Here is a 24,351-nt window from a genome sequence, read left to right as displayed (position 1 = left end):
TGGTTTTCTGCAGGGTGGGTGACGAAATCGGCACAATTGCGAAAAGCGCTGGCGATTCGTTCGTGCGCTTGGATAGGCTGTAGGCATCGTGGCGTGTTGGCTGTAGCGCAACCGCATCGCGAGCAAGGCTCGCTCCTACAAGGCAATGTGCGCCTGTCACAGTCACAACAGGCCCGTAACGAGCGTAGGAGCGAGCCTTGCTCGCGATGCACCGCACAAGCGGTACCGATTCCATGCGTGGCACAGGGCAATCTGCTGCGCCTGTCACAGGCCCAACAGGCCCGCAACGAGCGTAGGAGCGAGCCTTGCTCGCGATGCACCGCACAAGCGGTACCGATTCCATGCGTGGCACAGGGCAATCTGCTGCGCCTGTCACAGGCCCAACAGGCCCGTAACGAGCGTAGGAGCGAGCCTTGCTCGCGATGCACCGCACAGGCGGTACCGATTCCATGCGTGGCACAGGGCAATCTGCTGCGCCTGTCACAGGCCCAACAGGCCCGCAACGAGGGTAGGAGCGAGCCTTGCTCGCGATGCACCGCACAGGCGGTGCCGATTCCATGCGTGGCACAAGGCAATCTGCTGCGCCTGTCACAGGCCCAACAGGCCCGTAACGAGCGTAGGAGCGAGCCTTGCTCGCGATGCAGCGCACAGGCGGTATCGATTCCATGCGTGGCACAGGGCAATCTGCTGCGCCTGTCACAGGCCCAACAGGCCCGCAACGAGCGTAGGAGCGAGCCTCACTCGCGATGCACCGCACAAGCGGTATCGATTCCATGCGTGGCACAGGGCAATCTGCTGCGCCTGTCACAGGCCCAACAGGCCCGTAACGAGCGTAGGAGCGAGCCTCGCTCGCGATGCACCGCACAAGCGGTGCCGATTCTGAGTGCCGCGAAAGCGCCGTCACAATCAACCGAGAATCCCGATGCCCCACCACGCCCTGTACCAAGCCCTGGAAGCACAGAACCCCGCCACCCTCGAGGTGTTGCTGGCAAGCGTCACCCTGTTGCTCCCGATGCTCGACGTCATCCCAAACGCCGCCATCTTCATCAAGGACACCCAGGCCCGCTATGTCCTGGCCAACCGCACCCTGGTCCAGCGCTGTGGCCTCAAGCAATTGCAGCCATTACTGGGCAAGACCAGCGCGGAAGTGTTCCCTGCACAGCTGGGCCCGGGCTACACCGAACAGGACCGTCGCGTGCTGGAGCATGGCCTGGTGCTGGAAGACCAACTGGAACTGCACCTGTACGGTAGCCGCGAGCCCGGATGGTGCCTGACCCACAAGCGCCCGTTGTACGACCCGCAGGGGCGCATCATCGGCCTGGTCGGCATCTCGGTAGACTTGCAGTCAGCCGCCGATACCCACCCTGCCTACCAGCGTCTGGCCGCCGTGGACGAGCACATTCGTCTGCACTTTCACCAGCCCATCAGCATGGGCCAGTTGACCCGAATTGCTGGAATCTCCGTGGCGCAGCTGGAGCGCTACTGCAAGCGGGTGTTCCACCTCACGCCGCGGCAGATGATCCACAAGGCGCGCCTGGAGCACGCCCATCGCCTGCTGCACAGCGACTTGCCGATCACCGAGGTGGCTTTGCAATGCGGTTACACCGACCACAGCGCGTTCAGCCGGCAGTTCAAGCAACTGACCGGCTTCACACCCAGGCAATACCGCCAGGCGACGGCAACTCAGGAAGGTTGAAACAGGGCGCGAGCTTCGTCGAAACATTGCTCGGCAATCGCCGAGCGTGGCTCGCTGCGACGTAGCAGCAGGCCCACCGGGCTGTGGATGCTGGCGTCAACTACCGGGATGATGCGCATGTGTGCGCTCAGCGCTTCCAGCCCGCAGTCCAGCGGCATGACTGCGCAGCACACGCCGGCGGTGATCGCCTGGACCAGCTGGAAGCTGGAGTCGCTTTCCAGCACCGCCAGCGGCTCCAGGCCGCGGCTGCGGAAACTCAGGTCTAGCGACTGGCGGTAGTGCATGCCCTTGCTCAGCAGGCCCAGCGGAATGTCGGCCAGTTCGTCCCAGTGCAGTCGTGGGGCGTCGAACTGGAAAAAGCGCGTGTCATGCAACAGGCCCATGGTGGTGATGCCCAGTTCGATCACGTCGAAGAAGCTGGTGTTGACCTGGTCCAGGTAGCAGATGCCCAGGTCGAGCTGGTTGCGGCTCAGCCCGTCGATGATCTGCTCGGAGCTGAGCGAGCTCAGCTGAAAGTGCAGCTCAGGGTACTTGGCGCGCAGCGGCATCAGCAGGTGCATGGGGTTGAAGCTGGCCAGCGGTACGGTGCCCAGGCGCAGGCTGCCGACCACCTGGCCACGGCAACTGGCGGCCTCGGCCTGCAGACCGTCGTGGGCGGCGAGCAAGGTGCGCGCCCAGGCCAGGATGCGCTCGCCGGCTTCGGTGAATCCCTCGAAGCGCTGGCCACGCTTGACCAGCACCAGGTCCAGTTCGTCCTCCAGGTTGCGCAAGCGCATCGACAACGTGGGCTGGGTGATATGGCACAGCGCCGCGGCTTGGCCGAAATGGCGGGTCTGGTCGAGGGCGATGAGGAATTTCAGTTGCTTGATGTCCATGGTGCGGCCTGGTGTGCTGGGTAAGTGGACCTTAACCAAGTCTTGGCTGGCTGGCCATTGTTTGATGGTGTCCGGCCGTGTTGCTGGCAAGCCGGTGCCTGTAGCATGGGCCGATAGAGCCGATCGATGAACCCGTTCGCCATATCGATTGGACGCCTGGCGGCCAGGCCTCTAGCGTGGCGGCAATGCCATTCGAGGAGCACACCCTGTGAGCGTCAAACCCGATGCAGTGTTCGTACCGCTGAACATCGCTGTACTCACCGTCAGCGATACCCGAACCTACGACAACGACACCTCCGGCGAGCTGTTGGCCAGCCGCGCGGTGCAGATGGGCCATCGCCTGGTGGCGAGGTCGCTGCTCAAGGACGACCTGTATAAGATCCGCGCCCAGGTCGCCACCTGGATAGCCGACGACAACGTGCAGGTGGTGCTGGTCACTGGCGGCACTGGTTTCACCGGGCGCGACAGCACGCCTGAAGCGGTGCAGTGCCTGCTGGACAAGCGCATCGATGGCTTCGGTGAGTTGTTCCGTGCCCTGTCGATCCTCGATATCGGCACCTCGACGGTGCAGAGCCAGGCAATGGCCGGGCTGGCCAACGGTACCTTGGTCTGTTGCCTGCCAGGTTCGACCGGTGCCTGCCGCACGGCCTGGGAGGGGATCCTGGCCGAGCAGCTCGACGCCCGCCACCGGCCGTGCAATTTCGTACCGCACCTCAAGCCGATTGCGGTGTGCGAGAGCCGCGGTTGATGTCGGCCCCCAGTCGTCGGTAAACCGCGGCGATTGGGGCATCAGCTCAACACATGATCGACCGGTTGCAACGCCTCGGGCAATGGCTCGACCCCAAGCCCCGCCAGCACATCCCGTTCGATGGTGCGCACCATGGCATCGGTGGGCAAGTCGTTCTCATCGCGCCCGAACGGGTCTTCCAACTCATTGCCGATCGCATCCAGGCCAAAGAAGGTGTAACCCACGATGGTGGTGAACAGCGGCGCCAGCCAGCCCAGCGGCTCGGCCAGGGCAAACGGTAGCAACAGGCAGAAAATGTAGATGGTGCGGTGCAGCAACAGGGTGTAGGGGAACGGCAACGGCGTGCCCTTGATCCGCTCACAGGTAGCCTGCACCTGCGAAAGTCCCGTCAATCGCTGCTCCAGCAAGGTGTAGCGCCACTCGCTGATGTGGTTCTGTTCGGCCAGCTGTGAGCACTGCGCACCGACCTGGCGCAGGATGCCGTCGCAAACGTTGTGCGGGCTGATACCGTGCGTGTCGGCCAGCCAGGGACGTGCCGCGGCAAGGTCGTCTTCGTTGCGCAGCCTGGCATTGAGTGCATGGGCGAAGCCACACAGGCTGCGCAGCAACTGGCTGCGCAACTGCTCGTCGGTGATCGCCACGCTCTCGCGCACGAACGAACGGGTCTCGATGATCAGCATGCCCCAGGCCTTGCGGCCCTCCCACCAACGGTCGTAGCAGGCGTTGTTGCGAAAGCTCATGAAGATCGACAACGACAGGCCCAGCAGGGTGAACGGGGTCGCGCTGACCGGGTAGAAGAACGCCGGGAAGTGCCGCTCGACCAACACGATCAGTGCCGCCAGCAAGGTAACCGTGAGGCAACGCAAGGCAATGCGTTTGATGATCGACCCTTTGAGGGTGAACAACACGCGCAGCACATCAGGGCGGGAGTGGACGATCATGGAAGTCCAGAGGCGGGCACTCAGCCGCCGGTCATGTTCATGAAACGCAGGATCTGCACATCGCCGCCGACTTCGAAATGATGGCGGTATGGCTTGAGGTGCAGTGAGTCGCGGATGGCTTTTTCCAGGCGTTCGGGATTGCCCGGATGGGCACGAAGCACGTGCTTGAGGTCCACCGAGTGCTCATTGCCCAGGCACAGCAGCAGGCGACCTTCGACGGTCAGGCGCACGCGGTTGCAGGTGGCGCAGAAGTTGTGGCTGTGCGGCGAGATGAAGCCGACCCGACTGTCCGGCGCCTCGGCCAGGCGCCAGTAACGTGCCGGGCCTTGGGACGATTCGGTGGACTCTACCAGGGTGAAATGCTCGGCCAGGCGCTCACGCACCTCGTCGCTGGAGCAGAACGACTCGCCCCGCTCATGTTCGCTGATAACGCCCAAGGGCATTTCTTCAATGAAGGTGATGTCCAGGTCACGGTCGATGGCAAAGCGCACCAGGTCGACCAGTTCATCGTCGTTGCGCCCTTTGAGCACCACGCAATTGAGTTTGGTCCGGTGAAAACCGGCGCGGCGGGCGGCGTCGATACCCGCGATCACCTGGCTGAGGTCGCCTGTGCGGGTCAGCTGCTTGAAGCGCTCGGCATTCAGACTGTCGAGGCTGATGTTCAGGCGTGAGACGCCGGCGTCGAACAAGGGTTGGGCCATTCGCCCCAGTTGCGAGCCATTGCTGGTCAGGCATAGCTCACGCAGGCCCGGCAGGGCGGCGATGCGCTGGCACAGCTCGACGATACCCTGACGTACCAGAGGCTCGCCGCCGGTTAGGCGGATCTTTCGGGTACCCAGGGCGACGAAGCGTTCGGCGACCTGGAACAGCTCTTCGAGGCTAAGGATCTGTTGGCGCGGCAGGAACTGCATGTCCTCGGCCATGCAATAGACACAGCGGAAGTCGCAGCGGTCAGTAACCGACATCCGTAAGTAGTCGATTTTCCGGTTGAAGCCGTCGATCAGGGGCCGGCTGTTCTGTTCCACGTTCGCGCTCGAATGAGGTAGGGGCGGCGGACGCCGCGTGTCAGGTTCAAGCTATAACCTGGCGCCACCCCCGTCAAATTGCTTTCTCCGACTAATTGATAAATACCCTCTATCGTGGCTGCACGTCCCGTGTGGCATGGGCTGTAGGGCATCATCGAGCCTGCTTATCGAGCCGTAAGGTATTTCGATTGGACGGCCTCGGTTCGGGCTCCATACGCTGGAAAAAAGCCGGGCAACTGACCTGGCGGCCTTTTTCGAATGCCCCGCGTGAGGATCCATCCCATGAGCCAAGACGAACACATCAGGGACTACAAAGGCCCCGCCGCCGGCTGGGGCGCGCTCAAGAGCGTGACCAAGAGCTGGCTGGGCAGTGACAACGCCTTCAAGAACCTGCGTGCCATGCTCAAGACCAATCAGAACGGCGGCTTCGACTGCCCAGGTTGCGCGTGGGGCGAGTCGCCGGAAAGCGACATGGTCAAGTTCTGCGAGAACGGCGCCAAGGCGGTGAACTGGGAGGCAACCGGCCGGTCGGTCGACCCGGCATTCTTCGCCAAGTACAGCGTCAGTGCCCTGGCCGAACAGACCGATTACTGGCTGGAGTACCAGGGTCGCCTGACCCACCCGATGCGCTATGACGCGGCCTCCGACCACTACGTGGAAACGACTTGGGACGACGCATTCGCCCTGATCGCCCAGCACCTGCAAGCGCTCGACTCGCCGGATGAGGCCGAGTTCTACACCTCGGGTCGGGCCAGCAACGAGGCGGCATTTCTCTACCAGCTGTTCGTGCGCGCCTACGGCACCAACAACTTCCCCGACTGCTCGAACATGTGCCATGAGGCCAGCGGTACCGGCATGTCCGAAACCCTTGGCGTGGGCAAGGGCACGGTGGTGTTCCACGACCTGGAGCTGGCGGATGCGATCTTCGTCATCGGCCAGAACCCTGGCACCAACCACCCGCGGATGCTCGAACCCCTGCGCGAGGCGGTCAAGCGTGGCGCACAGGTGGTGTGCTTCAATCCGCTCAAGGAGCGTGGACTGGAGCGCTTCCAGCATCCGCAGCATCCCTTCGAGATGCTCAGCAATGGCTCCGAGCCGACCAACACCGCGTATTTCCGCCCGGCCCTCGGCGGCGACATGGCTGCCATGCGCGGTATCGCCAAGTTCCTTCTGCAGTGGGAGCGCGAAGCCCTGGCCAAGGGTGAACCCCCCGTGTTCGACCATGTTTTCATCGCGGAGCACACCAGTGGCGTCGAGGCCTACCTGGCCGCGGTGGATGCCACCTCCTGGGAGCATATCGTCGAGCAGTCGGGTTTGACCCTGGCCGAGATCGAGTTGGCAGCACGTATGTACCGCAAGGCCGAGCGAGTGATCATGTGCTGGGCCATGGGGATCACCCAACACCGTCACTCGGTGGCTACGGTGCAGGAAATCGTCAACTTGCAGTTGCTGCGCGGTAACGTCGGCAAGCCGGGCGCAGGCCTGTCGCCGGTGCGTGGCCACAGCAACGTGCAGGGCGACCGCACCATGGGCATCGACGAGAAACCAAGGGCTGGGCTGCTCGATGCGCTGGAGAAGCGCTTCCAGTTTCGCGCTCCGCGTAACCCTGGGCACAACGCCGTGCTGGCGATCAAGGCGATGGAAGAGGGGCGGGCCAAGGTCTTCGTCGCGTTGGGGGGCAACTTCGCCCAAGCCACGCCAGATACGCCCCGTACCCATGCAGCCTTGCGCAACTGTGCGCTGACGGTACAGATTTCCACCAAGCTCAATCGCTCGCACCTGGTTACCGGGCGCGATGCGCTGATCCTGCCCTGCCTGGGCCGTACCGAGATCGACCTGCAGGCCACCGGTCCGCAAGGTGTTACCGTTGAAGACACCTTCAGCATGGTGCATCTCTCCCACGGTCAACTGCGTCCACGGTCGCCCCATCTGCGTTCAGAACCGGCCATCATCGCCGGCATGGCCAAGGCCACCTTGGGCAACAAGCCCATCGACTGGGAATACGCCATCGCCGACTATGGCCGCATACGCAGTCTGATCGCCGATGTGATTCCGGGTTTTGCCGACTTCAACAAGCGCCTGCAGCATCCGGGGGGCTTCCACCTGGGCAACAGTGCCGCCGAGCGCAGTTGGCGCACCGCCACTGGTAAGGCGCGTTTCAGCGCCAGCCAATTGCCTGAACACCTGGTCAATGCCCAGGTGCTGGCCCGTGGTGACAAGCCGGACCTGATCCTGCAGACGCTGCGTTCGCACGACCAGTACAACACCACGCTATACGGCCTGGATGACCGCTACCGAGGGGTGTTCGGCCTGCGCGAGGTCGTGTTCGTCAATGAGGCTGACATTCGCCGCCTGGGCTTCGAGCCGGGTGAGCAGGTGGACATGGTGTCGCTGTGGGAGGATGGCCGCGAGCGTCGTGTAGCGGGGTTCCGTCTGGTGCCCTATGACGTGCCCGAGGGGCAGGCGGCGGCTTACTACCCCGAGACCAACCCGCTGGTACCGTTGGAAAGTTACGGCGAAGGGACCTACACGCCAACCTCCAAATTCGTGGCCATTCGACTGGAGAAAGCCAAGGCCGTTAACCGGATCGGCACCGTGCTGGCAGCGGACTGAACACAGCCCATCATCGCCGTCACGCTGATGCTGCAGGGGCCGGCGTGCCGGTGATGAGGCTGGCACCTGTCACGAACGATGCACCGGGTACGCCGTGGTGTACTTCATCTGCTCCATGGCAAAACTGGAAGTGATGTTGGAAAGTCCGTCGGTGCTGTTGATCAGTTTCTTGTAGAAACGGTCATATGCCGCGATATCCCCCACCACCACACGCAGCATGTAGTCCCAGTCTCCGGACATTCTGTAGAACTCCATCACCTCCTCGAAGCCGTTCACCGTCGTGGCGAACTGCTCCAGCCATGCGCTGTCGTGGCGTTGGGTCTTGAGCTGGACGAACACGGTCAAGCCCAGCCCTAGCCGCTGCGGGTCGAGCAACGCAACGCGGCCAATGATGTAGCCGTCTTCTTCAAGCCGTTTGACCCGTTTCCAGCACGGGGTGGTGGACAGGTTGACGGCCTCGGCCAGGTCCTTGAGGGAAATCGAAGCGTCGCGCTGGAGCAGGGTCAGGATGTGTTGGTCGAAACTGTCCATGGGCCTTTGGCGATCAAGTGAGAAAAATTATTCTCCGAGGGTAGCGTGAAATAGCAAAAAATACTGCTATAGGAGCCTCTTGCGCGGGTGTGAGATAGTGGCGCTCTTCAACCTGTCTCCCTTCGACCAATGGACCCGACCATGTCCGACAAGCCGCGTAATTTCGCCACCCGTACCATCCACGCCGGTGAACAGTCCAGCGTCGCCGACAATGCGATCTTCCCGCCGATCTACACCGCCAGTTCGTATATCAAGCGCAGTCTGGACGATAACCCCGAGTACGCCTACAGCCGTGTGGGCAACCCGACGCGGCATGCCTACGAAACCTGTGTCGCCGCCTTGGAAGAGGGCGTTGGCGCAGTGGCGTGCGCCTCTGGCGTGAACGCTACCGCCACGGTGCTCGAGCTGCTGCCCAAGGATGCCCATGTGGTGGTTATGAACGGCGTCTATGGCGGTACGTTCCGAATTCTGGAGGACTACCGCGGGCGTACCTCAGGGCTGACCACTACCTACGTCGACCTCAACGACATTCACGCGGTGGAGCAAGCGATTCGCCCCGAGACCCAATTGATCTGGATCGAGTCGCCGACCAACCCCCTGTTGCACCTGGTCGACATCAAGGCGGTGTGCGACCTGGCCCGTTCGCGCGGCATCCTCACCTGCATCGACAACACCTTCTGTTCGCCCTGGAATCAGCGCCCGATCACCCTGGGCGTGGACTTGGTGATGCACTCGGCGAGCAAATACATCGGCGGCCATTCCGACCTCACCGGCGGCGTGGTGGTGGCCGCCAACGAGCAATTGCTGGCCCGCCTGCGCAAGATCAGCATGGCGGTGGGCGCGATCCAGGGACCGTTCGACTGCTATCTGGCCCTGCGGGGGCTAAAGACGCTCGACGTGCGCATGGAGCGTCAATGCGCCAATGCGTTGCAGGTGGCGCGTTTTCTGGAAAGCCACCCGCAGATCGAGAAGGTCTATTACCCGGGGCTGGAAAGCCACCCGCAGCATGAGCTGTGCAAGCGTCAGATGCGCGCTGGCGGAGCGGTGGTGGCGATGAAGGTCCAAGGGGGTGACCGGGCGGCGCTCAATCGTCTGGTGGAGGCGTTGCGGATCTTTGTCCTGGCCGACTCCCTGGGCGGGGTGGAGAGCATGATCAACCATTCCTGGAGCATGTCCCACAATTCGCTGAGCCCGGCGCAGAAAGGCGAAATGGGGATCAGCGAAAACCTGTTGCGCCTGTCGGTGGGGATCGAGGATTACCGCGATTTGATCGAGGATCTGGACGGGGCGCTCAAGGCGTCCGCTGCGGTGTGAAGGCTGGGCCGGCTCCGTTCAGGAGCCGGCCTGCCGGCGATAGGGCGTGGAATCAGGATTTGGGCGGATGAATGATCCGTTCGATCTTGTCCTTGAGCAGTAACCGTTCCTTGCGCAGGCGATTGATCACATCGTCATTGGTGCCGTTGGTTTCGGCAGTCACTACTTCTTTGTCCTTGGCGTTGTATTCCTTGTGCAGCTTGTGAAGTTCCTGGTCCTTGTCGATGAGTGCCTGGAACTGGTCGGCGGATACGTGCAGGTCAGCGAGCAAATCGTGCGGAACTGGCATTTCTTCACCTCTGTCGGGTTGTCGGTAAGGTCCTGACCTTTGAGGATAGCCGCCTTTGCGCAGGTAGGGGACTGGGGTAGGCTGTCGCCTCCCTTCGGCGAACCGGAACCTGCGCCATGCCCCATCTGAACCTGGAATACAGCGACAACCTGCGTGAACTGAATGTCGATACGCTGCTGCTGCGCCTGAACCATGCGCTGGTCGGGAGTGGCCAGTTCGCCGATGAACGGGACATCAAGAGCCGGGCCCAGGCGTTTGCCCACTACCGGGTCGGCACCGCGCCGGGTGAGCGGGCCTTCGCCCATGTGCGGCTGGCCATCCTCGATGGACGTTCGCCCCAGGTGAAGGCACAACTGTCTGCCAGTCTGCTCGAGGTGTTACGCGACGCCATCCCGCAGCACCCCGGCCTGGACCTTCAGCTGTGTGTCGAGGTACTGGACATCGAGCGAGTGCCGTACGCCAAACTCCACCTGCCAGGCTGAATGACAGCTGAATGAACGGCTTCTAATTTGAAAAAGATGCTGGCTCACGAATTTGTTGGCGTCTTTTTCACGAAAAATTGATGGTTCGCTTTCTAGAGTTTCGCCAACTTTACCAAGGTGCCTTTCAGGCCTTGGCTGATAATCACTCTTGATTGCGAACGCTGATGCTCAACTTCAAATACCTGCGGACCGAATGGGTTACGCTGCTGGCCAGCCTTTACCTGTTGATCGGCTTCAATGCCTTCCTCTGGCAGCACCTGGAGCACATCCTGCCGCCGGGCATGACTGGGCTTTGGTTGGGGATGGCGTTCGCCCTGCTGATGGTGTTCGCCTTCAATCTGATCTTGACGCTGTTTACCTTCCGCTACGTATTAAAACCGCTATTGATCCTCTTGTTCATGAGTGGCGCAGGGGTCGCTTACTTCATGAACCAATATGGTGTGCTAATTGATTCGGGGATGTTTCGTAATATCGCCGAGACCAATGTTGCCGAAGTGCGTGACTTGCTCTCCTTGAAGTTTGCGCTTTATATACTTTTGCTCGGTGTATTGCCTTCGGTCCTGTTGTGGAAGGCCCCCATCGCCTGCCGCGCCTGGCACCGAGAACTGCTCGGCAAACTGGTGGTCAGCGGTGCCTGTGTCGTGGCCTTGGGCTCGGTGGCGCTGGTCAACTACCAAGGGCTGTCGTCGCTGTTTCGAAACCATCACGAACTGCGCCTGATGCTGACCCCCAGCAACATCGTCGGTGCTTCCATTGGCTATGTCAGCGAGCGGGTCGGTACGGCTGCGCGGCCGTTCGAGAACTACGGCGAAGATGCCCGTCGCGATGCCGCCTGGCAGCACCATGAGCGCAAATCGCTGACCGTCCTGGTCGTGGGCGAAAGCGCACGGGCAGAGAACTTCGGGGTGCTCGGCTACGACCGCGACACCACGCCGAGCCTTGCCAAGGAGCAGGGCCTGGTAGCATTTTCCGATGTGCACTCCTGTGGGACCGAGACTGCCGTGTCGGTGCCTTGCATGTTTTCCGGCATGGGGCGCAAGGATTACGACGCACGGGTGGCCAAGAATCGCGAAGGGCTGCTGGACATCCTCCAGCGCGCGGGTCTTGCCGTGCAGTGGCGCGACAACCAGTCCGGCTGCAAGGGCACCTGTGACCGTGTGCAGTTCGTCGATGTCAGCAACCTCAAGGACCCGACGCTCTGCGCCAACGGCGAATGCCATGACGAAATCCTGCTGCAGGGCCTGGGCGATCTGATCGACAACCTCGACAAGGACACCGTGCTGGTGCTGCACCAGATGGGCAGTCATGGGCCGGAGTACTACAAGCGTTATCCGGCGGACAGTGGTCGCTTTGGCCCGGTGTGCCAGAGCAATGCGCTGGACCAGTGCAGCCAGCAGGAGATCATCAACGGTTATGACAACACCCTTGCCTACACCGACAAGGTGCTGGCCTCGTTGATCGACATCCTGCGCAGCAAGCAGGACAAGGTCGATACCGCGATGATCTACCTGTCCGACCATGGCGAGTCGCTGGGCGAATACAACCTGTACCTGCATGGCACGCCCTACATGATGGCACCGGAGCAGCAAAAGCATGTGCCGCTGCTGACCTGGTTCTCCGACAGCTACCGTGAAGACTTCGGCATCGACAACGACTGCCTGGCCAAGCTCAGGGACGCGCCGTTGTCCCAGGACAACCTGTTCCACTCGATGCTCGGCCTGCTGCAGGTGCACACCGAGGTCTACCAGCAGTCGCTGGATATGTTCGCCAGCTGCCGGCCTTGGCTGGCGGCCAAGCGCTGAGAGAATGTCCAGCCCCCTCATCAAGGCTTCCAGGACACCACTGATCGACCTCAAGGATGGCGCAGGTTTCACCAGCAGTGCCCGCGCCGTATATACTGCGCGCCAATGTTAGTGGGAGAGCCTCGTGGCCATCGAAATACACTGGATTCGTGACGACCAGAGCCTGGCCGAACACTGCCTGCGCTGGCGCGAACTGCCGTTCGTCGCGCTCGATACCGAATTCATGCGCGTCGACACCTTTTACCCCAAGGCCGGTTTGGTCCAGATCGGCGATGGCCAGCGGGCGTTCTTGATCGACCCGCTGCTGATCGGCAATTGGCAACCCTTGGCCGAGCTGCTCGATGACAGCGCCGTGGTCAAGGTGCTGCACGCCTGCAGCGAAGACCTCGAAGTGCTGCTGCGCCTTACCGGCAAGCTGCCGCAGCCGCTGTTCGACACCCAGTTGGCGGCTGGTTACCTGAACCTGGGCTTCTCCATGGGCTATTCGCGCCTGGTTCAGGAAGTGCTGGGCATCGAGCTGCCCAAGGGCGAAACCCGCTCGGATTGGCTGCAGCGGCCGCTGTCGGAAACCCAGGTGAGCTACGCCGCCGAGGATGCCGTGCATTTGGCCGAGCTGTTCGCCGCCCTGCGTCCGCGGTTGTCCGATGACAAGTACGCCTGGGTGCTGGAAGACGGTGCCGAGCTGGTGGCTCAGCTGCGCCGTGAGGTCGAGCCTGAAACCCTCTACCGTGAGGTCAAGCTGGCCTGGAAGCTGTCGCCCCAGCAACTGGCGGTGTTGCGCGAACTCTGTGCCTGGCGCGAGCGAGAGGCCCGCAGCCGCGATGTGCCGCGCAATCGCATCCTCAAGGAGCACTCGCTGTGGCCGATGGCCAGGACCCAACCCGACAGCCTGTCGGGCCTGGCCAAGATCGACGAGATGCACCCGCGCACCATTCGGCAGGACGGCGAGTTCCTGATCCAGCTGATCAAGCGTGCCGCCAGCCTGCCCAAGGAGCAATGGCCGCAGGCGCTGCCCGAACCACTGCCGATCGAAGCCGCAGGCATCCTCAAGCGCCTGCGCGCCGTTGGCCAGGCCGAAGGCGAACGCTTGGGCATCGCCCCGGAACTGATGCTGCGCAAGAAGACCCTGGAAGCCTTGCTCAAGAGCGGCTATCCCAATGGCCCTTATCAACTGCCCGATTCGCTGCGCGGCTGGCGTCGCCAGCGCATGGGCCAGGCCCTGCTGGACAACCTGGCGGGCGCCGGAGAGACCCAATGAAACGTATCTGCTCGATCTACAAGAGCCCCCGCAAGCACGAAATGTACCTCTATGTGCTCAAGGCCGACGGCCTGGAGCGCGTACCCGAAGGCCTGCTGCCGTTTTTCGGCACCCCCGTGCACGCCTTCGACCTGGTGCTGACCCCTGAGCGCAAACTGGCCCGCGAAGACATCGCGAAGGTGCTGGAGAACCTGGAGAACCAGGGCTATCACCTGCAGATGCCGCCACCTGAAGACGACTACATCGAGCACCTGCCCGAAGAGTTGCTGCGCCGTAACGATCCCGCCTGACCCAGGCGCGGTTACCCACTTTTGCCAGGCGGCCCGCAGATCGGGCCGCTGTCGTTATCTGTCAAGGTTGTCACGTCGATGCGCGTTCTGATCGCTGAACAGGATCATGCCACTTATGCCCGCCTGCTGAGTGAGTTGGCCCCGGATCTGGAAATCCTGACCAGCGGCGATTCCGCCGAACTGGCGCGCCAGGCGCCAGAATGCCCGGTATGGCTGGGCCAGCCGGACTTGCTGGCAAGCCTGCTGCGCCAGGGCCACAAACCCGACTGGATGCAATCGACCTGGGCCGGCATCACCCCGTTGCTGGCCCAGGGCCTGCCGCGTGATTACCGTTTGACCCGGGCGGTGGGCATCTTTGGCCAGGTAATGGCCGAGTACATGCTGACCTATATGCTGGTCCATGAGCGCGAAGTGCTGTCACGCCTGGTCAGCCAGGTCGAGCGGCGCTGGGATGATCGTCCTGGGCGTTCGCTGCAAGGGCGCAAGGTGCTGATCGTCGGTACCGGTGATATCGGCCAGTGCGTGGCCGAGTTTCTCCAGCCGTTCGGGGTGACGCTGTACGGCGTTGCCAGCCGTGCCCGCGAGCAGGCGCCGTTCGTCGAGGTGGCTGGCCTGGAGGACTTGCCGCGGCTGGTGGGGCAGGTCGACTACGTGCTCAACCTGCTACCGGATACCCCAGCGACCCATGATGTGTACGACGCAGCGCTGTTCCAGCGGTTCCAGCCCAGTGCGTTGTTCATCAATGCCGGTCGAGGTGTGGCCGTGGTCGATGCCGACCTGGTCGAGGCGTTGAAGCAAGGGCACCTGGCGGGTGCGGTGATCGACGTCTGCCGGCAAGAACCTTTGCCCCAGCGGCATCCGTTCTGGACCGCCTGGGGTTTGCTGCTGACCGGGCATAGCTCGGCACCGACGTCGCCGGTGGCGATGGTGCGCTTGTTCGTCGAGAATGTGCGCGGGTATCAGGCGGGCGAGGGGTTGCGTGGCGAAGTGGCTTTCGCCCGGGGTTACTGAACTATCTGCAGCGTTGCGGCCAACCCCACGCAGGAGCCGGCTTGCCGGCGATCAAGCCGGAAAGCCAGCCAAAGGCTCAGAGGCTGAAATCACCCTCGGCCGCCAACTCGCTCAGCGGTCGGCGTGGGCTCGGCACTTCACGGGCTTGCAGCGCTTCGTCCAGGCTGGCCTTGTCGCCCAGCTTGCCGATCGCCACCATGGCGTGCAACTCGTAGCCCTCGGGAATTTTCAGTGTTTCGCGGGCCAACGCCTGATCGAACCCGGCCATGCCGTGGGTGTGCCAACCGCTGATGCTGGCTTGCAGTGCCAGGTGGCCCCAGGCGGACCCGGTGTCGAAGGTGTGCCACAGGGCCGGCTTCTCTTCGTGGGTGCCGGGTGCGGCGAATGTGGTCTTGGAGATGATCAGCACCAGCGCGGAGGCCTGTTGCGCCCAGCTGCGGTTGAACGGCACCAGCAGGTCCAGGTAGCGCTCCCAATGCGCGGTGTCCCGGCGTGCATAAAGGAAACGCCACGGCTGCGAGTTGTAGGCCGATGGCGCCCAGCGTGCGGCTTCCAGGAAGCTGAGCAAGGTTGCTTCGCTGATCGGCTCGGCGGTGAAGGCGCGGGGCGACCAGCGGTTGATGAACTGCTCGTTGATGGCGTAATCGGCGATGCGAGGGTTGGCGCTCATGGCTGATCCTGCAATGGGTGGGAAATACCGCACGCTACTGCCTGCGCGCGGGACTGACAAGCGGTCTGGCTTTGCCGAAGGCCAGGCTCTAGACTGGCGCCGCCGCGCGCCGCGGACTCAAGATGACTGCAGGAAACCCGTGTGATGATTGCTGACGACGCGCCGTTCTGGCGGCGCAAGACCCTCGAACAACTCGACCCGCAGGAGTGGGAATCGCTTTGCGACGGCTGTGGTTTGTGCTGCCTGCAAAAGCTCGAGGACGAGGACGACAACAGCGTCTATTACACCCGCATCGCCTGCAAGTTGCTGGACCTGAACACCTGCCAGTGCAGCGACTACCCCAACCGCTTCGCCCATGTGCCCGACTGCATCCAGCTCACGCCGGGCAAGGCCGACCAGTTCAAATGGTTGCCCAGCACCTGCGGCTATCGCCTGGTCAGCGAGGGCAAGGACCTGCCAGCCTGGCACCCTCTGGTGTGCGGTGACCGCAAACAAGTCCACGAACAGCGCATTTCCCAGTCCGGGCGTATGCTCAGCGAGCATGATGTGGATGAAGACGACTGGGAAGACCACCTGATTTTCCGCGCCAGCTGAACGGCGCGCCCAGTCGCCTCTGGGAAACAAGGAGTTTCTGTATGCGTTGTCAGCTGTTGTTGCTGTTGGGCCTCGTGGCCTGTGCCCCAGCCTGGGCCAAGAAGGTCGATCTCGATTACCAGGTGCGCCTGTTGCCCGAACAAGGCCAGGCCGAAGTGCGACTGACCTTGGGCGATGGCAGCGCCGTACGCTCGCTGGATTTCGACTTGGGCAAGGCGGGTGCGTACAGCGGTTTTCAGGCCGATGGGCAATGGCAACAGCAGGGTGAGCGTGGCGTGTGGCATCCGGCGGCGGGCAAGACCAGCCTCAGCTACCGGGTGCAACTGGACCAGAAACTGCGTAGTGGCGCGTATTCATCGCGCATGACCCCGCACTGGGCATTGTTCCAGGGCGAGCAACTGGTGCCGTCGGCGCGCCTCGACCAGCAGGACGGTACCGAGCTGGTGGCGCGCCTGGCATTCGACCTGCCTGCCGGCTGGAAAAGCGTCGAGACGGCGTGGCCGCGTATCGGCAAGGACAAATTTCGCATCGACAACGTGTCGCGCTTGTTCGACCGCCCGACCGGTTGGATGCTCGCGGGCAATCTGGGCAGCCGCCGTGCTCGTCTGGGCGAGACCGAGGTCACTGTCGCCGCTCCGGTGGGACAGGGCATGCGCCGAATGGACAACCTGACGCTGCTGACCTTCGTCTGGCCGCAGTTGCAGGCGGTGTTCCCGCGTAACCCGCCAAAGCTGCTGGTGGTGGGGGCCCGCGATGGCATGTGGCGCGGGGCGATGGCGGCGCAGGGATCGTTGTACCTGCACAGCGCCAGACCTATGGTGGGCGAAAACGGCAGCAGTCCGTTGTTGCGCGAGTTGGTGCAGTTGTTCGCACAGATCCACGGCCACGAGGACAGTGACTGGATCGGCGAAAGCCTCACCGACTACTACGCCAGCGAATTGTTACGCCGGGCCGGCGGTGTCAGCGATGACCGTTACCAGGCCTGGCAGGCGCGCCTGCACAAGCAGGCGGCCAAGGTCTCTCACTTGGGCGGCGAGCACGCGACCCCGGCGCAGGTGGCGCGTGGTGTGCTGTTGTTGCAGGCGCTGGACAAGGAGATCCGTCTTCACACCCAGGCCAAGCGCTCGCTGGATGATGTGGCCCGGGCCTTGATGCGCCTGCCGAGCGTCAGCACCGAGGCGTTCGTACAGATCAGCGAAAACGTGCTGGGGCGCCGATCCGAGGCGTTGCAAAGCAAGGTCCTGGCTTCGGGCGACTGATAGGCCGCCGCCAGCGCGGTTCGCTTATTTGAACTTGGGCCCGGAGCGGGTATTCAACCCCTTGGCCAAGCGGTCATACAGCACCACGTTCACCGTCGCCGCCAGGTTCATGCAACCCTCGGTCGGAATGTAGATGGTCTCTTCGCACCACGCCCGAACATCGGCGCTCAGGCTGCCGTCTTCCGGGCCGAAGATGTAGATGGCGCGGTCGGGGTGGGTGTACTCGGGCAGGGGGCGGGCGCCTTCGACCAGCTCCACCGCCACGGGTGTGCACCCCAGCGGAATGATGCGCTGCAGGTCATCGATGCCGATCAATGGGATGTCGTAGTGCACTCGCTTGGTGTCGGTGACGAAGTCACGCGCGCGTTCATACCGCTTGCCCGTGTAGAACACCGAGTTGACGCCGTAGCAACCCGCTGCGCGCATCACCGAACCTACGTTCTCCGCTGATTTGGGATTGAACAGGCCGATGCAGCTGTACCGTTTGTTTGCCACGTGCCGGGGTCCTTCGCAAAAAAAGCGCGATTATACGGGCTACCCGGCGGCAGTGGGGGGCGAAACGACGTTCAGTCTTTCTTGAGCATGCCCGCCAACCCAGCGAATGGGTTGTGGGTGGCCTTGGCGATGCTTGGCGTGCTGGTCGACCCTTCGCTGAAATACTGCTGGTCGGTGTAGCGCGAGTGCTCGTTGTCGTGGCAGTACAGGCACAGCAGCTCCCAGTTCGAACCATCCTGGGGGTTGTTGTCGTGGTTGTGGTCGCGGTGGTGCACGGTCAGTTCGCTCAGGCGCTTGCCGGAGAACTCACGGGCGCAGCGGCCACACACATGCGGGTACATTTTCAGGGCTTTGTCGCGGTAGCCCATTTCTTTGTCGCGCTTGGCGTCGGCCAGGATGCGGTCGAGGCGGGCGGTGGCGGCGGAAGTGGAGGCCGAACTCATGGTGTTTCCTTTGTCTTGATCAGGCAAATGACGGTTCTACTCTTGAGTCTAGCGCGCTTGCGGGGCCCTCGGACAGGCAAAAAGTGCCAGGAAGGCGTAGCCTGTAGATTGGTCCCGACAGGAGGTTGCAGATGGTCCGTGCGATCCTCACCGCGCTGCTGCTCGCCGTGGTGCCAACAGTCGAAGCCGCGGGTACGCCACCGCGGATCAACACACCCGTGCCTGGAGCGCCTGGCACGCCGACGCCAACGCCTTACCCGCAAATCACCCCGAGCACGCCGCCCAAGGCGAATGACAGCCAGCCAGGTGGCCCGCTGTTGCCACCGATGCCGGTGCCTGGACCGCCCAAGGACCAGCCTTTGCCTGGGTTGCGCCCTGAACCGGTGAAACCACCGCCTGACGACGATTAAAGTGCCAGGCGTTGGCCATCCTGCATGCGCAGGCGTTTCGAAAGGGTCACGGCCAGCGCGCGGATGATCCGTGCGGCGATACGGGGTGCCTCATTGAGCATCTTTTCCAGCGAGTCCTTGCCCAGGGTCAACAGCAGGCAGTCGCTGGCGGCGATGCAGCTGGCCGAGCGCCGTTCGCCGTCGAGTACGGCCATTTCACCGAAGGCGCGGCCCTTGCGCAGGGTGGCGATTTCGACCTGGGCACCCGTGCTGTCTGTCTTGCGCACCGAGACCACGCCCTGGTGCAGGATGCACATGAAGGTACCGGCGTCGCCTTCGTTGAAGATGGTATGGCCCTCACGGATTTCGGTCAGGCTGAAATAACCAGCGGCGGCCTGGAAGTCGCTGAGCTGCAGGTTGTCGAACTGGCCGCAGTCCATGAGCATGTCGCGGATTTCGGTGTTCAGAAGGGTTTGGTCGGGCATGTGTCGTTCTTCTTCGCGGCTGTTGTCCGAGAGCGTGGGGCACACCTTCTGGAGCCGGATTGCCGGCGTTAGGACCTTCAGGTGCGCTGCGCTGGGTATGACAACAAAAAACGCGATTTACGCCACGCCCAGCTCATTCAACACGAACGCGTACTCCAAGGCCACGTCCTTGAGCCCTTGGTACCGACCGCTCATGCCGCCGTGGCCGGCGCCCATTTCGGTCTTGAGCAGCAGCAGGTTGTCGTCGGTCTTGCGCGTGCGCAGGCGTGCCACCCACTTGGCGGCCTCCCAGTACTGAACGCGGCTGTCATTGTAGCCGGCGACCACCAGCATGGCCGGATAGGCCTGGGCCTTCACGTTTTCGTAGGGGGCGTAGGCCTTGATCCGCTCATACACCTCTGGCGCTTGCGGGTTACCCCATTCGTCGTACTCGGTGACGGTCAGCGGCAGGTCGGGGTCGAGCATGGTATTGAGAACGTCGACGAACGGCACTTCGGCTATGGCGCAGCGGAACAGCTCCGGGCGCAGGTTGAGCACGGCGCCGATCAGTAACCCACCAGCGCTGCCGCCGCTGATGGCCAGGCGATCGGCACAGGTCACGCCCTCGGCGATCAAGTGCTCGGCGCAGGCGATGAAGTCGTTGAAGGTATTCTGCTTGTGCTCCTGCTTGCCCGCGCGGTACCAAGCCTCACCCAGCTCGCCGCCGCCCCTGACGTGGGCGATGGCGAAGGCTACGCCGCGCTCCAGCAGGCTCAGGCGGGCATGTGAGAACCATGGGTCGAGGCTCTCGCCATAGGCGCCGTAGCCGTACAGGTACAGTGGCACGACCTTGCCGGCATCCGTACGCCGGCGCACCAGGCTGATCGGCACACGGGTGCCGTCCTGGGCGATAGCCCACAAGCGTTCGCTCACGTAGTCGTCGGCGTCGAATGGCCCTAGCACCGGGGTTTGCTTGAGCACTTGCTGGGCACCGCTGGCCAGTTCCAGCTGGCGTACCTGGGCCGGGCGGTTGAGGGCCTCGTAGCGCAGGCGAATGCGGGGGCTGGAAAACTCCATGCTGTCCTGCACATACAGGCTGTAGGCCGCATCGGGCAATTCGACACGGTACGGCTGCAGGCCCTGTGGACGAACCTCGATGATCGGCAAGCCGCCTTCGCGCAGGCTCAGGCTCAGGGCGCTGGCGTTCAGGCTCAGGCCTTCGAGCATGATTTCATCGCGATGCGGTACCAGCACCTGCCATTGCTGGCGGGTTGGTACCTGGCTGGCCGGTGCGTGGTACAGGGCAAAGTTGATGCCATCCTGGTTGGTGCGGATGAACCAGCGCCACTCACCGTCAAGCTGGCCGTGGTCCGGGAAGTACTCGTGGTCTTCCTGGCGCGGTGCCAGGCAGGTGAATTCGGCTTGCGGGGTGCTAGCGTCGAGCACCCAAGCCTCGCTGGTGGTCTTGCTGTTGAGCAGCAGCACCAGCTGCTGCTCGGAGCTGGAGCGGTAGCAGTGCAGGAAGAAGCGGCCATCGGTCTCTTCGAACACCGTCGCTGCCGAGGCCTCGCCGAGGGTGTGGCGGCGCAGGCGCCACGGGCGGTGGGTGTCATCCAGTTCGGCGAAGAACAGCGTTTGGCTGTCGTTGGCCCAGGTCATGCTGCCGTCACAGTCGTCGAAGGGCAGGGTGGTGACGCTCTCGTCGGCCAGGTCCTTGACGTACAGCGTGTAGATTTCGTCGCCGCTGGTATCCAGGCTATAGGCCAGCAAGCGGTGGTCGGGGCTGACGTTGAACGCGCCCAGCGACAGGAAGCCGCCATTGGCCAGGGCGTTGGGGTCCAGCAGCAGCTGCTCGCGGCTTTCATCGACGGTGTTGGCGTCGTCCGCCGGGCGCGGGCAGCGATAGTGCCTGGGGTATTCGTCGCCCGCCGTGGTGCGGGTGTAGTACAGGTACGGGCCCCAGGGCGAGGGCAGCGACAGGTCGGTTTCCTGGATACGGCCCCTGATCTCCTCGAACAGCTGCTCGCGCAAGGGCGCCTGGTCGGCCAGGCAGGCTTGCTGGTAGGTGTTTTCCGCTTGCAGGTAGGCCATTACTTCAGGGGTGTCACGTTGTTGCAGCCAGGCGTAGGGGTCGGTTGCCGAGTCTTGGCGGGCGATGGGGGGCTGAGGTTTGCTGGGCATCGGGGATCTCTTGGCTGGGGGCTGTCGGTGTGCGTACCTGCCCCCTCGCGGGGAAACCCGCGAAGAGGCCCTAACAGGCTAGCGCTGTCGCCGGGGGGCGCCTGCGCCCTGAAAAGTGTTTATCATAGGCATCTCTTTGCCTGGCTTGCACGATCACCATGACCGAGAACGACTATACCCTCGCCTGGGGCCTCTACGCCCTTGCCGCCCTGGGCTGCCTGCTGGTGGGCTTCAAACTCACCGGCTGGATGTGGCGCTGGCTGCGTGAACCGCTGCGGGTGATCCTGGCGGTGCTGCTGCTGACCCCAACCATCGTAGACCCGGTCAAGGAAAGCTTCGCCCCGGCCATCGCCATCACCACCCTGGACGTTGCCTTCAAGGTGGGCAACAACGCCTGGCGCGCGGTCTCCGATTTCGCTCTGTACGGCATGATCGCCTTCGCGCTGTATGCACTGTTCGTGCTGGTCCGCTGGCCACTGGAAAAACGCGCCCGCGAGCGCCGTGCGAATGCCGAGGCTACCGCCAAGCGTCAGGCAGCCGAGGATGAGCAGGTCGCGTCCGAGTCCGCCTTCGGTGCCGACCGCCGCGACCGCTACCGCGACGACCCGGCGCCAACGCCGATGACCGGCCGTGGCCGGGTAGAACCGCGCTTGTAAACGGAGCGACGAGCATGTGTGAACTGCTGGGCATGAGTGCCAACGTCCCTACCGACATCGTCTTCAGCTTTACCGGCCTGATGCAGCGGGGCGGGCGTACCGGCCCGCACCGTGATGGCTGGGGCATCGGGTTTTACGAAGGCCGTGGCCTGCGGCTGTTCCAGGACCCGGCGGCGAGTAGCGAATCGGAAGTCGCCAACCTGGTGCAGCGCTACCCGATCAAGAGCGAAGTGGTCATCGGCCACATCCGCCAGGCCAACGTCGGCCGGGTCTGCCTGTCCAACACCCATCCGTTCGTCCGTGAAATGTGGGGGCGCAACTGGTGCTTCGCACACAACGGCCAGCTGGGCGACTTCAAGGGCGAGGCGACGTTCTACCGGCCCGTGGGCGACACCGACAGCGAAGCGGCCTTCTGCGACCTGCTCAACCGCATCCGTGCGGCTTTCCCCGAGCCTGTGGAGGTGGAGCAGTTGCTGCCGGTGCTGGTGGAGGCCTGTGCCGGTTACCGTGGCAAGGGCGTGTTCAATTGCCTGCTCAGCGACGGCGACTGGCTGTTCTGCTTCTGTTCGACCAAGCTGGTACACATTACCCGTCGCGCGCCATTCGGTGCCGCGCGTTTGAAGGATGTCGACCTGATCGTCGATTTTCACACCGAAACCACCCCCAACGACGTGGTCACGGTGATCGCCACCGAAGCGCTCACCGAAAACGAAACCTGGAACCGCTACGAGCCGGGCCAGTGGGCGTTGTGGCGGCACGGAGAGTGCGTTTCCCACGGCCAGAGCTAAGGACGCTGCATGTTCAGAAGTTATCTGCGGTTGCTGCTGTTCACGTTCGGCCTGCTGGCCGGTATCCAGGTTCCGGGGCTGGTCAAGGACTACACCCAGCGGGTCGAGGCGCACCTGTTCGAGTCGCGCCAGGCACTCGACGGTTTCAAGCAGACGGCCGAGCGGTTCTTCAACGGTGACCTGCAGGCATTGCTCAAGCACTATCGCGGCAGCGACGACCCGGTGTTCAACAGCGATGCCAACAGCATCGAGAGCCTGTTGATTCGCAACCAGTTGCTCGAGGATGAATGGCAGGCGTTGCAAGGCTCGTGGGTGAGCCGCACCTGGCATGTGCTGGTGCAGCCAGAGCCACAACTGCGCGAGGAGACGCTCAAGGGCTACAGCTACCAGCTTCTGCTGGTGCCTGAAGCGATTGGCTGGGGGATCGGCACTGGATTCGTGCTGGCGTTTGCCGTCGAGAGCCTGCTGGTGCTGCTTGGCTGGGTGATTCTGGGTGGACGGCGCAAGGCAGTCAAAGAGAGCTGGCGCTAGTCGATTGTCGCCAGCGCCTGCAACGCACCCGCTACAGGGGCGTCTTGGGCGACAAGACCGTCAGACCAGCACGATCCGCTGGCCGCCGACATCCCGCGCATAGCCCTCCAGCACTTGCCTGCACACCCTGACCACTTCGTCGACCAAGGCCACCCCGGTCTGCCACGCCACCACCAGTTCCAGGCTGGGCGGCGGTTGCAGGCCTTCGATCAACACCAGCTCGCCGCGACTCAGTTCCGCATCCACCAGCGCAGGCGGCAGCGCACCAATACCAAAGCCGTCACGCAATAGCCGGGTAATCGCCGCCACCGAGTTCACGCAGTTCAACCGGGGCATCTCGCACCCCGCGCCCTGGAGGAGGCTGAGCACTTCCTGATGTGGCCGCGAATTTCTGGAAAACGTGACGATCCGTTCGCGTCCCAGTTCGGCGAGCGAGGCGTATTCGCGGTGGTGGCTGGAGCCTGTGGCCACCACCCAGCCCATCGGGTAACGGGCCAGGTCCAGGCTGCGAATCGACTGCTCGCGCAGCAGGTCGGTCTGCAGAATCACGTCGAGAAAGCCCTTTTGCAGCTGTTCGCGCAGGTTCAGCGCGGTGTCGGCCACCAGTTCGATTTCCACGTGCGGATAGCGCTCGGTCAGCTCGGCCACCAGCGCGCTCATCCAGGTGTGGATCACCGTGTCCATCACCCCGATGCGAATGCGCCCGACCTTGGTCCGGTCGCTGTCCAGCGACTGTTTCATCGCTTTGGCGGTATCGAGCATGTGCTCGGCGTACTCCAGCACCTTGCTGCCTTCCGGTGTGAGGCTGACGCCCCGCGAGTCGCGCAGCAGCAGCTTAACCCCAAGGTCCGCCTCCAGCGCGGCGATACGGCTGGAGACCGAGGCCTGGGTGGTGAACAGCTTGTCCGCGGTGAGGCGGAAGCTCTTGAGCCGCGCGACCCAGACGAAGGTTTCGAGGAAACGGAGGTTCATGATCAGTTTTTCTTGTTCCAGACCGGCGGTTTTT

26 protein-coding genes are annotated in these 24,351 nt (G+C 63.1%); 15 read left to right on the top strand and 11 right to left on the bottom strand.

Annotated features, from left to right (window positions below):
• Positions 1-922 precede the first annotated feature (922 nt).
• Positions 923-1,696, top strand: a complete 774-nt coding sequence (locus tag P3R38_RS18585) for an AraC family transcriptional regulator (RefSeq protein WP_023381779.1) — start codon at positions 923-925, stop codon at positions 1,694-1,696.
• Here P3R38_RS18585 and P3R38_RS18580 read toward each other — a convergent pair.
• Positions 1,684-2,571, bottom strand: a complete 888-nt coding sequence (locus P3R38_RS18580) for a LysR family transcriptional regulator (protein WP_104883388.1) — start codon at positions 2,569-2,571, stop codon at positions 1,684-1,686. The genes P3R38_RS18585 and P3R38_RS18580 overlap by 13 nt on opposite strands.
• Before the next feature lie 208 nt (positions 2,572-2,779).
• On the opposite strand from P3R38_RS18580, the gene moaB reads away from it, so the two are divergent.
• On the top strand, positions 2,780-3,319 hold the full coding sequence (moaB, locus tag P3R38_RS18575; protein WP_277686490.1) for a molybdenum cofactor biosynthesis protein B: 540 nt from the start codon (positions 2,780-2,782) through the stop codon (positions 3,317-3,319).
• A gap of 41 nt (positions 3,320-3,360) precedes the next feature.
• Here moaB and P3R38_RS18570 read toward each other — a convergent pair whose 3' ends face one another.
• Together P3R38_RS18570 and moaA are read right to left on the bottom strand one after the other, a co-directional pair.
• Entirely contained in the window at positions 3,361-4,260 is a 900-nt protein-coding gene (locus P3R38_RS18570; protein ID WP_104881368.1) for a bestrophin family protein, read from the bottom strand.
• Positions 4,261-4,280: 20 nt separating this feature from the next.
• Positions 4,281-5,285 carry a GTP 3',8-cyclase MoaA gene (moaA, locus tag P3R38_RS18565; protein WP_027907422.1) on the bottom strand — a complete coding sequence of 335 codons (1,005 nt, stop codon included), beginning with the start codon at positions 5,283-5,285 and terminating at the stop codon, positions 4,281-4,283.
• A 282-nt stretch (positions 5,286-5,567) separates the two neighbouring features.
• Between moaA and P3R38_RS18560 the strand changes: the two genes are divergently transcribed.
• Positions 5,568-7,898: an FdhF/YdeP family oxidoreductase gene (locus P3R38_RS18560; protein WP_023381774.1), complete on the top strand. Its 2,331-nt coding sequence runs from the start codon at positions 5,568-5,570 to the stop codon at positions 7,896-7,898.
• Positions 7,899-7,967: 69 nt separating this feature from the next.
• Here P3R38_RS18560 and P3R38_RS18555 read toward each other — a convergent pair whose 3' ends face one another.
• Entirely contained in the window at positions 7,968-8,429 is a 462-nt protein-coding gene (locus P3R38_RS18555) for an Lrp/AsnC family transcriptional regulator (RefSeq protein WP_023381773.1), read from the bottom strand.
• A gap of 129 nt (positions 8,430-8,558) precedes the next feature.
• Between P3R38_RS18555 and P3R38_RS18550 the strand changes: the two genes are divergently transcribed.
• Positions 8,559-9,743 carry an aminotransferase class I/II-fold pyridoxal phosphate-dependent enzyme gene (locus tag P3R38_RS18550; protein WP_202675519.1) on the top strand — a complete coding sequence of 395 codons (1,185 nt, stop codon included), beginning with the start codon at positions 8,559-8,561 and terminating at the stop codon, positions 9,741-9,743.
• A 52-nt stretch (positions 9,744-9,795) separates the two neighbouring features.
• On the opposite strand, the gene P3R38_RS18545 is transcribed toward P3R38_RS18550, so the two are convergent.
• Positions 9,796-10,032, bottom strand: a complete 237-nt coding sequence (locus P3R38_RS18545; protein ID WP_023381771.1) for a YdcH family protein — start codon at positions 10,030-10,032, stop codon at positions 9,796-9,798.
• Between the two features lie 116 nt (positions 10,033-10,148).
• On the opposite strand from P3R38_RS18545, the gene P3R38_RS18540 reads away from it, so the two are divergent.
• The 5 genes from P3R38_RS18540 to P3R38_RS18520 all read left to right on the top strand — a co-directional run bounded on the left by P3R38_RS18540 (position 10,149) and on the right by P3R38_RS18520 (position 14,875).
• On the top strand, positions 10,149-10,514 hold the full coding sequence (locus tag P3R38_RS18540) for a 5-carboxymethyl-2-hydroxymuconate Delta-isomerase (protein WP_202675518.1): 366 nt from the start codon (positions 10,149-10,151) through the stop codon (positions 10,512-10,514).
• A gap of 164 nt (positions 10,515-10,678) precedes the next feature.
• Complete coding sequence (locus P3R38_RS18535; protein WP_277686489.1) at positions 10,679-12,316, top strand: phosphoethanolamine--lipid A transferase; 1,638 nt, start codon at positions 10,679-10,681, stop codon at positions 12,314-12,316.
• 124 nt (positions 12,317-12,440) lie between these two features.
• Positions 12,441-13,574: a ribonuclease D gene (gene rnd, locus P3R38_RS18530; protein ID WP_023381768.1), complete on the top strand. Its 1,134-nt coding sequence runs from the start codon at positions 12,441-12,443 to the stop codon at positions 13,572-13,574.
• The gene (locus tag P3R38_RS18525; protein WP_023381767.1) at positions 13,571-13,864 is read left to right on the top strand and encodes a YcgL domain-containing protein; all 294 of its coding nucleotides are present in this window, start codon (positions 13,571-13,573) and stop codon (positions 13,862-13,864) included. Before rnd ends, P3R38_RS18525 begins: the two co-directional genes overlap by 4 nt.
• A 78-nt stretch (positions 13,865-13,942) precedes the next feature.
• Positions 13,943-14,875, top strand: a complete 933-nt coding sequence (locus P3R38_RS18520) for a D-2-hydroxyacid dehydrogenase (RefSeq protein ID WP_023381766.1) — start codon at positions 13,943-13,945, stop codon at positions 14,873-14,875.
• Between the two features lie 76 nt (positions 14,876-14,951).
• Here the strand turns inward: P3R38_RS18520 and P3R38_RS18515 are convergent, their stop codons facing one another.
• Positions 14,952-15,545: a nitroreductase family protein gene (locus tag P3R38_RS18515; RefSeq protein WP_023381765.1), complete on the bottom strand. Its 594-nt coding sequence runs from the start codon at positions 15,543-15,545 to the stop codon at positions 14,952-14,954.
• 144 nt (positions 15,546-15,689) lie between these two features.
• Between P3R38_RS18515 and P3R38_RS18510 the strand changes: the two genes are divergently transcribed.
• The gene (locus tag P3R38_RS18510; protein WP_023381764.1) at positions 15,690-16,139 is read left to right on the top strand and encodes a YcgN family cysteine cluster protein; all 450 of its coding nucleotides are present in this window, start codon (positions 15,690-15,692) and stop codon (positions 16,137-16,139) included.
• A gap of 41 nt (positions 16,140-16,180) precedes the next feature.
• Positions 16,181-17,398, top strand: coding sequence for a hypothetical protein (locus P3R38_RS18505; RefSeq protein WP_027907423.1), 1,218 nt, complete (start codon positions 16,181-16,183; stop codon positions 17,396-17,398).
• 24 nt (positions 17,399-17,422) lie between these two features.
• Here P3R38_RS18505 and P3R38_RS18500 read toward each other — a convergent pair whose 3' ends face one another.
• Together P3R38_RS18500 and P3R38_RS18495 are read right to left on the bottom strand one after the other, a co-directional pair.
• Complete coding sequence (locus tag P3R38_RS18500; RefSeq protein ID WP_008095669.1) at positions 17,423-17,893, bottom strand: RNA methyltransferase; 471 nt, start codon at positions 17,891-17,893, stop codon at positions 17,423-17,425.
• Between the two features lie 71 nt (positions 17,894-17,964).
• Positions 17,965-18,336 (bottom strand): YajD family HNH nuclease, encoded by a 372-nt coding sequence (locus P3R38_RS18495; RefSeq protein WP_023381762.1) that lies wholly within the window; start codon positions 18,334-18,336, stop codon positions 17,965-17,967.
• Between the two features lie 131 nt (positions 18,337-18,467).
• Here P3R38_RS18495 and P3R38_RS18490 point away from each other — a divergent pair, with 131 nt between their 5' ends.
• The gene (locus tag P3R38_RS18490) at positions 18,468-18,746 is read left to right on the top strand and encodes a hypothetical protein (RefSeq protein ID WP_023381761.1); all 279 of its coding nucleotides are present in this window, start codon (positions 18,468-18,470) and stop codon (positions 18,744-18,746) included.
• Here P3R38_RS18490 and P3R38_RS18485 read toward each other — a convergent pair.
• Complete coding sequence (locus tag P3R38_RS18485; RefSeq protein ID WP_023381760.1) at positions 18,743-19,210, bottom strand: cyclic nucleotide-binding domain-containing protein; 468 nt, start codon at positions 19,208-19,210, stop codon at positions 18,743-18,745. The two genes, P3R38_RS18490 and P3R38_RS18485, sit on opposite strands and share 4 nt — an antisense overlap.
• Positions 19,211-19,327: 117 nt before the next feature.
• The gene (locus P3R38_RS18480) at positions 19,328-21,370 is read right to left on the bottom strand and encodes a S9 family peptidase (RefSeq protein WP_277686488.1); all 2,043 of its coding nucleotides are present in this window, start codon (positions 21,368-21,370) and stop codon (positions 19,328-19,330) included.
• A 158-nt stretch (positions 21,371-21,528) separates the two neighbouring features.
• Here P3R38_RS18480 and P3R38_RS18475 point away from each other — a divergent pair, with 158 nt between their 5' ends.
• From P3R38_RS18475 to P3R38_RS18465, 3 genes are read left to right on the top strand one after another with little or no spacing between them, the layout of a single operon-like run.
• Entirely contained in the window at positions 21,529-22,026 is a 498-nt protein-coding gene (locus P3R38_RS18475; RefSeq protein ID WP_023381758.1) for a hypothetical protein, read from the top strand.
• 14 nt (positions 22,027-22,040) lie between these two features.
• On the top strand, positions 22,041-22,814 hold the full coding sequence (locus P3R38_RS18470) for a class II glutamine amidotransferase (protein WP_023381757.1): 774 nt from the start codon (positions 22,041-22,043) through the stop codon (positions 22,812-22,814).
• A 9-nt stretch (positions 22,815-22,823) separates the two neighbouring features.
• Positions 22,824-23,345, top strand: coding sequence for a DUF2937 family protein (locus P3R38_RS18465; RefSeq protein ID WP_023381756.1), 522 nt, complete (start codon positions 22,824-22,826; stop codon positions 23,343-23,345).
• A 60-nt stretch (positions 23,346-23,405) separates the two neighbouring features.
• Here the strand turns inward: P3R38_RS18465 and P3R38_RS18460 are convergent, their stop codons facing one another.
• Positions 23,406-24,317, bottom strand: a complete 912-nt coding sequence (locus P3R38_RS18460; protein WP_023381755.1) for a LysR family transcriptional regulator — start codon at positions 24,315-24,317, stop codon at positions 23,406-23,408.
• Between the last annotated feature and the right edge of the window lie 34 nt (positions 24,318-24,351).

The sequence above is a fragment of the Pseudomonas sp. NyZ480 genome (assembly GCF_029537255.1).
Lineage (GTDB): Bacteria > Pseudomonadota > Gammaproteobacteria > Pseudomonadales > Pseudomonadaceae > Aquipseudomonas > Aquipseudomonas taiwanensis.
This window is presented reverse-complemented; position numbering and strand designations above follow the sequence as displayed.

Coding starts and splice junctions, on each gene's coding strand:
- P3R38_RS18585 (WP_023381779.1), top strand. CDS start 923: ATGCCCCACCACGCCCTGTACCAAGCCCTGGAAGCACAGAACCCCGCC.
- P3R38_RS18580 (WP_104883388.1), bottom strand. CDS start 2,571: ATGGACATCAAGCAACTGAAATTCCTCATCGCCCTCGACCAGACCCGC.
- P3R38_RS18570 (WP_104881368.1), bottom strand. CDS start 4,260: ATGATCGTCCACTCCCGCCCTGATGTGCTGCGCGTGTTGTTCACCCTC.
- P3R38_RS18560 (WP_023381774.1), top strand. CDS start 5,568: ATGAGCCAAGACGAACACATCAGGGACTACAAAGGCCCCGCCGCCGGC.
- P3R38_RS18555 (WP_023381773.1), bottom strand. CDS start 8,429: ATGGACAGTTTCGACCAACACATCCTGACCCTGCTCCAGCGCGACGCT.
- P3R38_RS18550 (WP_202675519.1), top strand. CDS start 8,559: ATGGACCCGACCATGTCCGACAAGCCGCGTAATTTCGCCACCCGTACC.
- P3R38_RS18545 (WP_023381771.1), bottom strand. CDS start 10,032: ATGCCAGTTCCGCACGATTTGCTCGCTGACCTGCACGTATCCGCCGAC.
- P3R38_RS18540 (WP_202675518.1), top strand. CDS start 10,149: ATGCCCCATCTGAACCTGGAATACAGCGACAACCTGCGTGAACTGAAT.
- P3R38_RS18535 (WP_277686489.1), top strand. CDS start 10,679: ATGCTCAACTTCAAATACCTGCGGACCGAATGGGTTACGCTGCTGGCC.
- P3R38_RS18525 (WP_023381767.1), top strand. CDS start 13,571: ATGAAACGTATCTGCTCGATCTACAAGAGCCCCCGCAAGCACGAAATG.
- P3R38_RS18520 (WP_023381766.1), top strand. CDS start 13,943: ATGCGCGTTCTGATCGCTGAACAGGATCATGCCACTTATGCCCGCCTG.
- P3R38_RS18515 (WP_023381765.1), bottom strand. CDS start 15,545: ATGAGCGCCAACCCTCGCATCGCCGATTACGCCATCAACGAGCAGTTC.
- P3R38_RS18510 (WP_023381764.1), top strand. CDS start 15,690: ATGATTGCTGACGACGCGCCGTTCTGGCGGCGCAAGACCCTCGAACAA.
- P3R38_RS18505 (WP_027907423.1), top strand. CDS start 16,181: ATGCGTTGTCAGCTGTTGTTGCTGTTGGGCCTCGTGGCCTGTGCCCCA.
- P3R38_RS18495 (WP_023381762.1), bottom strand. CDS start 18,336: ATGAGTTCGGCCTCCACTTCCGCCGCCACCGCCCGCCTCGACCGCATC.
- P3R38_RS18490 (WP_023381761.1), top strand. CDS start 18,468: ATGGTCCGTGCGATCCTCACCGCGCTGCTGCTCGCCGTGGTGCCAACA.
- P3R38_RS18485 (WP_023381760.1), bottom strand. CDS start 19,210: ATGCCCGACCAAACCCTTCTGAACACCGAAATCCGCGACATGCTCATG.
- P3R38_RS18480 (WP_277686488.1), bottom strand. CDS start 21,370: ATGCCCAGCAAACCTCAGCCCCCCATCGCCCGCCAAGACTCGGCAACC.
- P3R38_RS18475 (WP_023381758.1), top strand. CDS start 21,529: ATGACCGAGAACGACTATACCCTCGCCTGGGGCCTCTACGCCCTTGCC.
- P3R38_RS18470 (WP_023381757.1), top strand. CDS start 22,041: ATGTGTGAACTGCTGGGCATGAGTGCCAACGTCCCTACCGACATCGTC.
- P3R38_RS18465 (WP_023381756.1), top strand. CDS start 22,824: ATGTTCAGAAGTTATCTGCGGTTGCTGCTGTTCACGTTCGGCCTGCTG.
- P3R38_RS18460 (WP_023381755.1), bottom strand. CDS start 24,317: ATGAACCTCCGTTTCCTCGAAACCTTCGTCTGGGTCGCGCGGCTCAAG.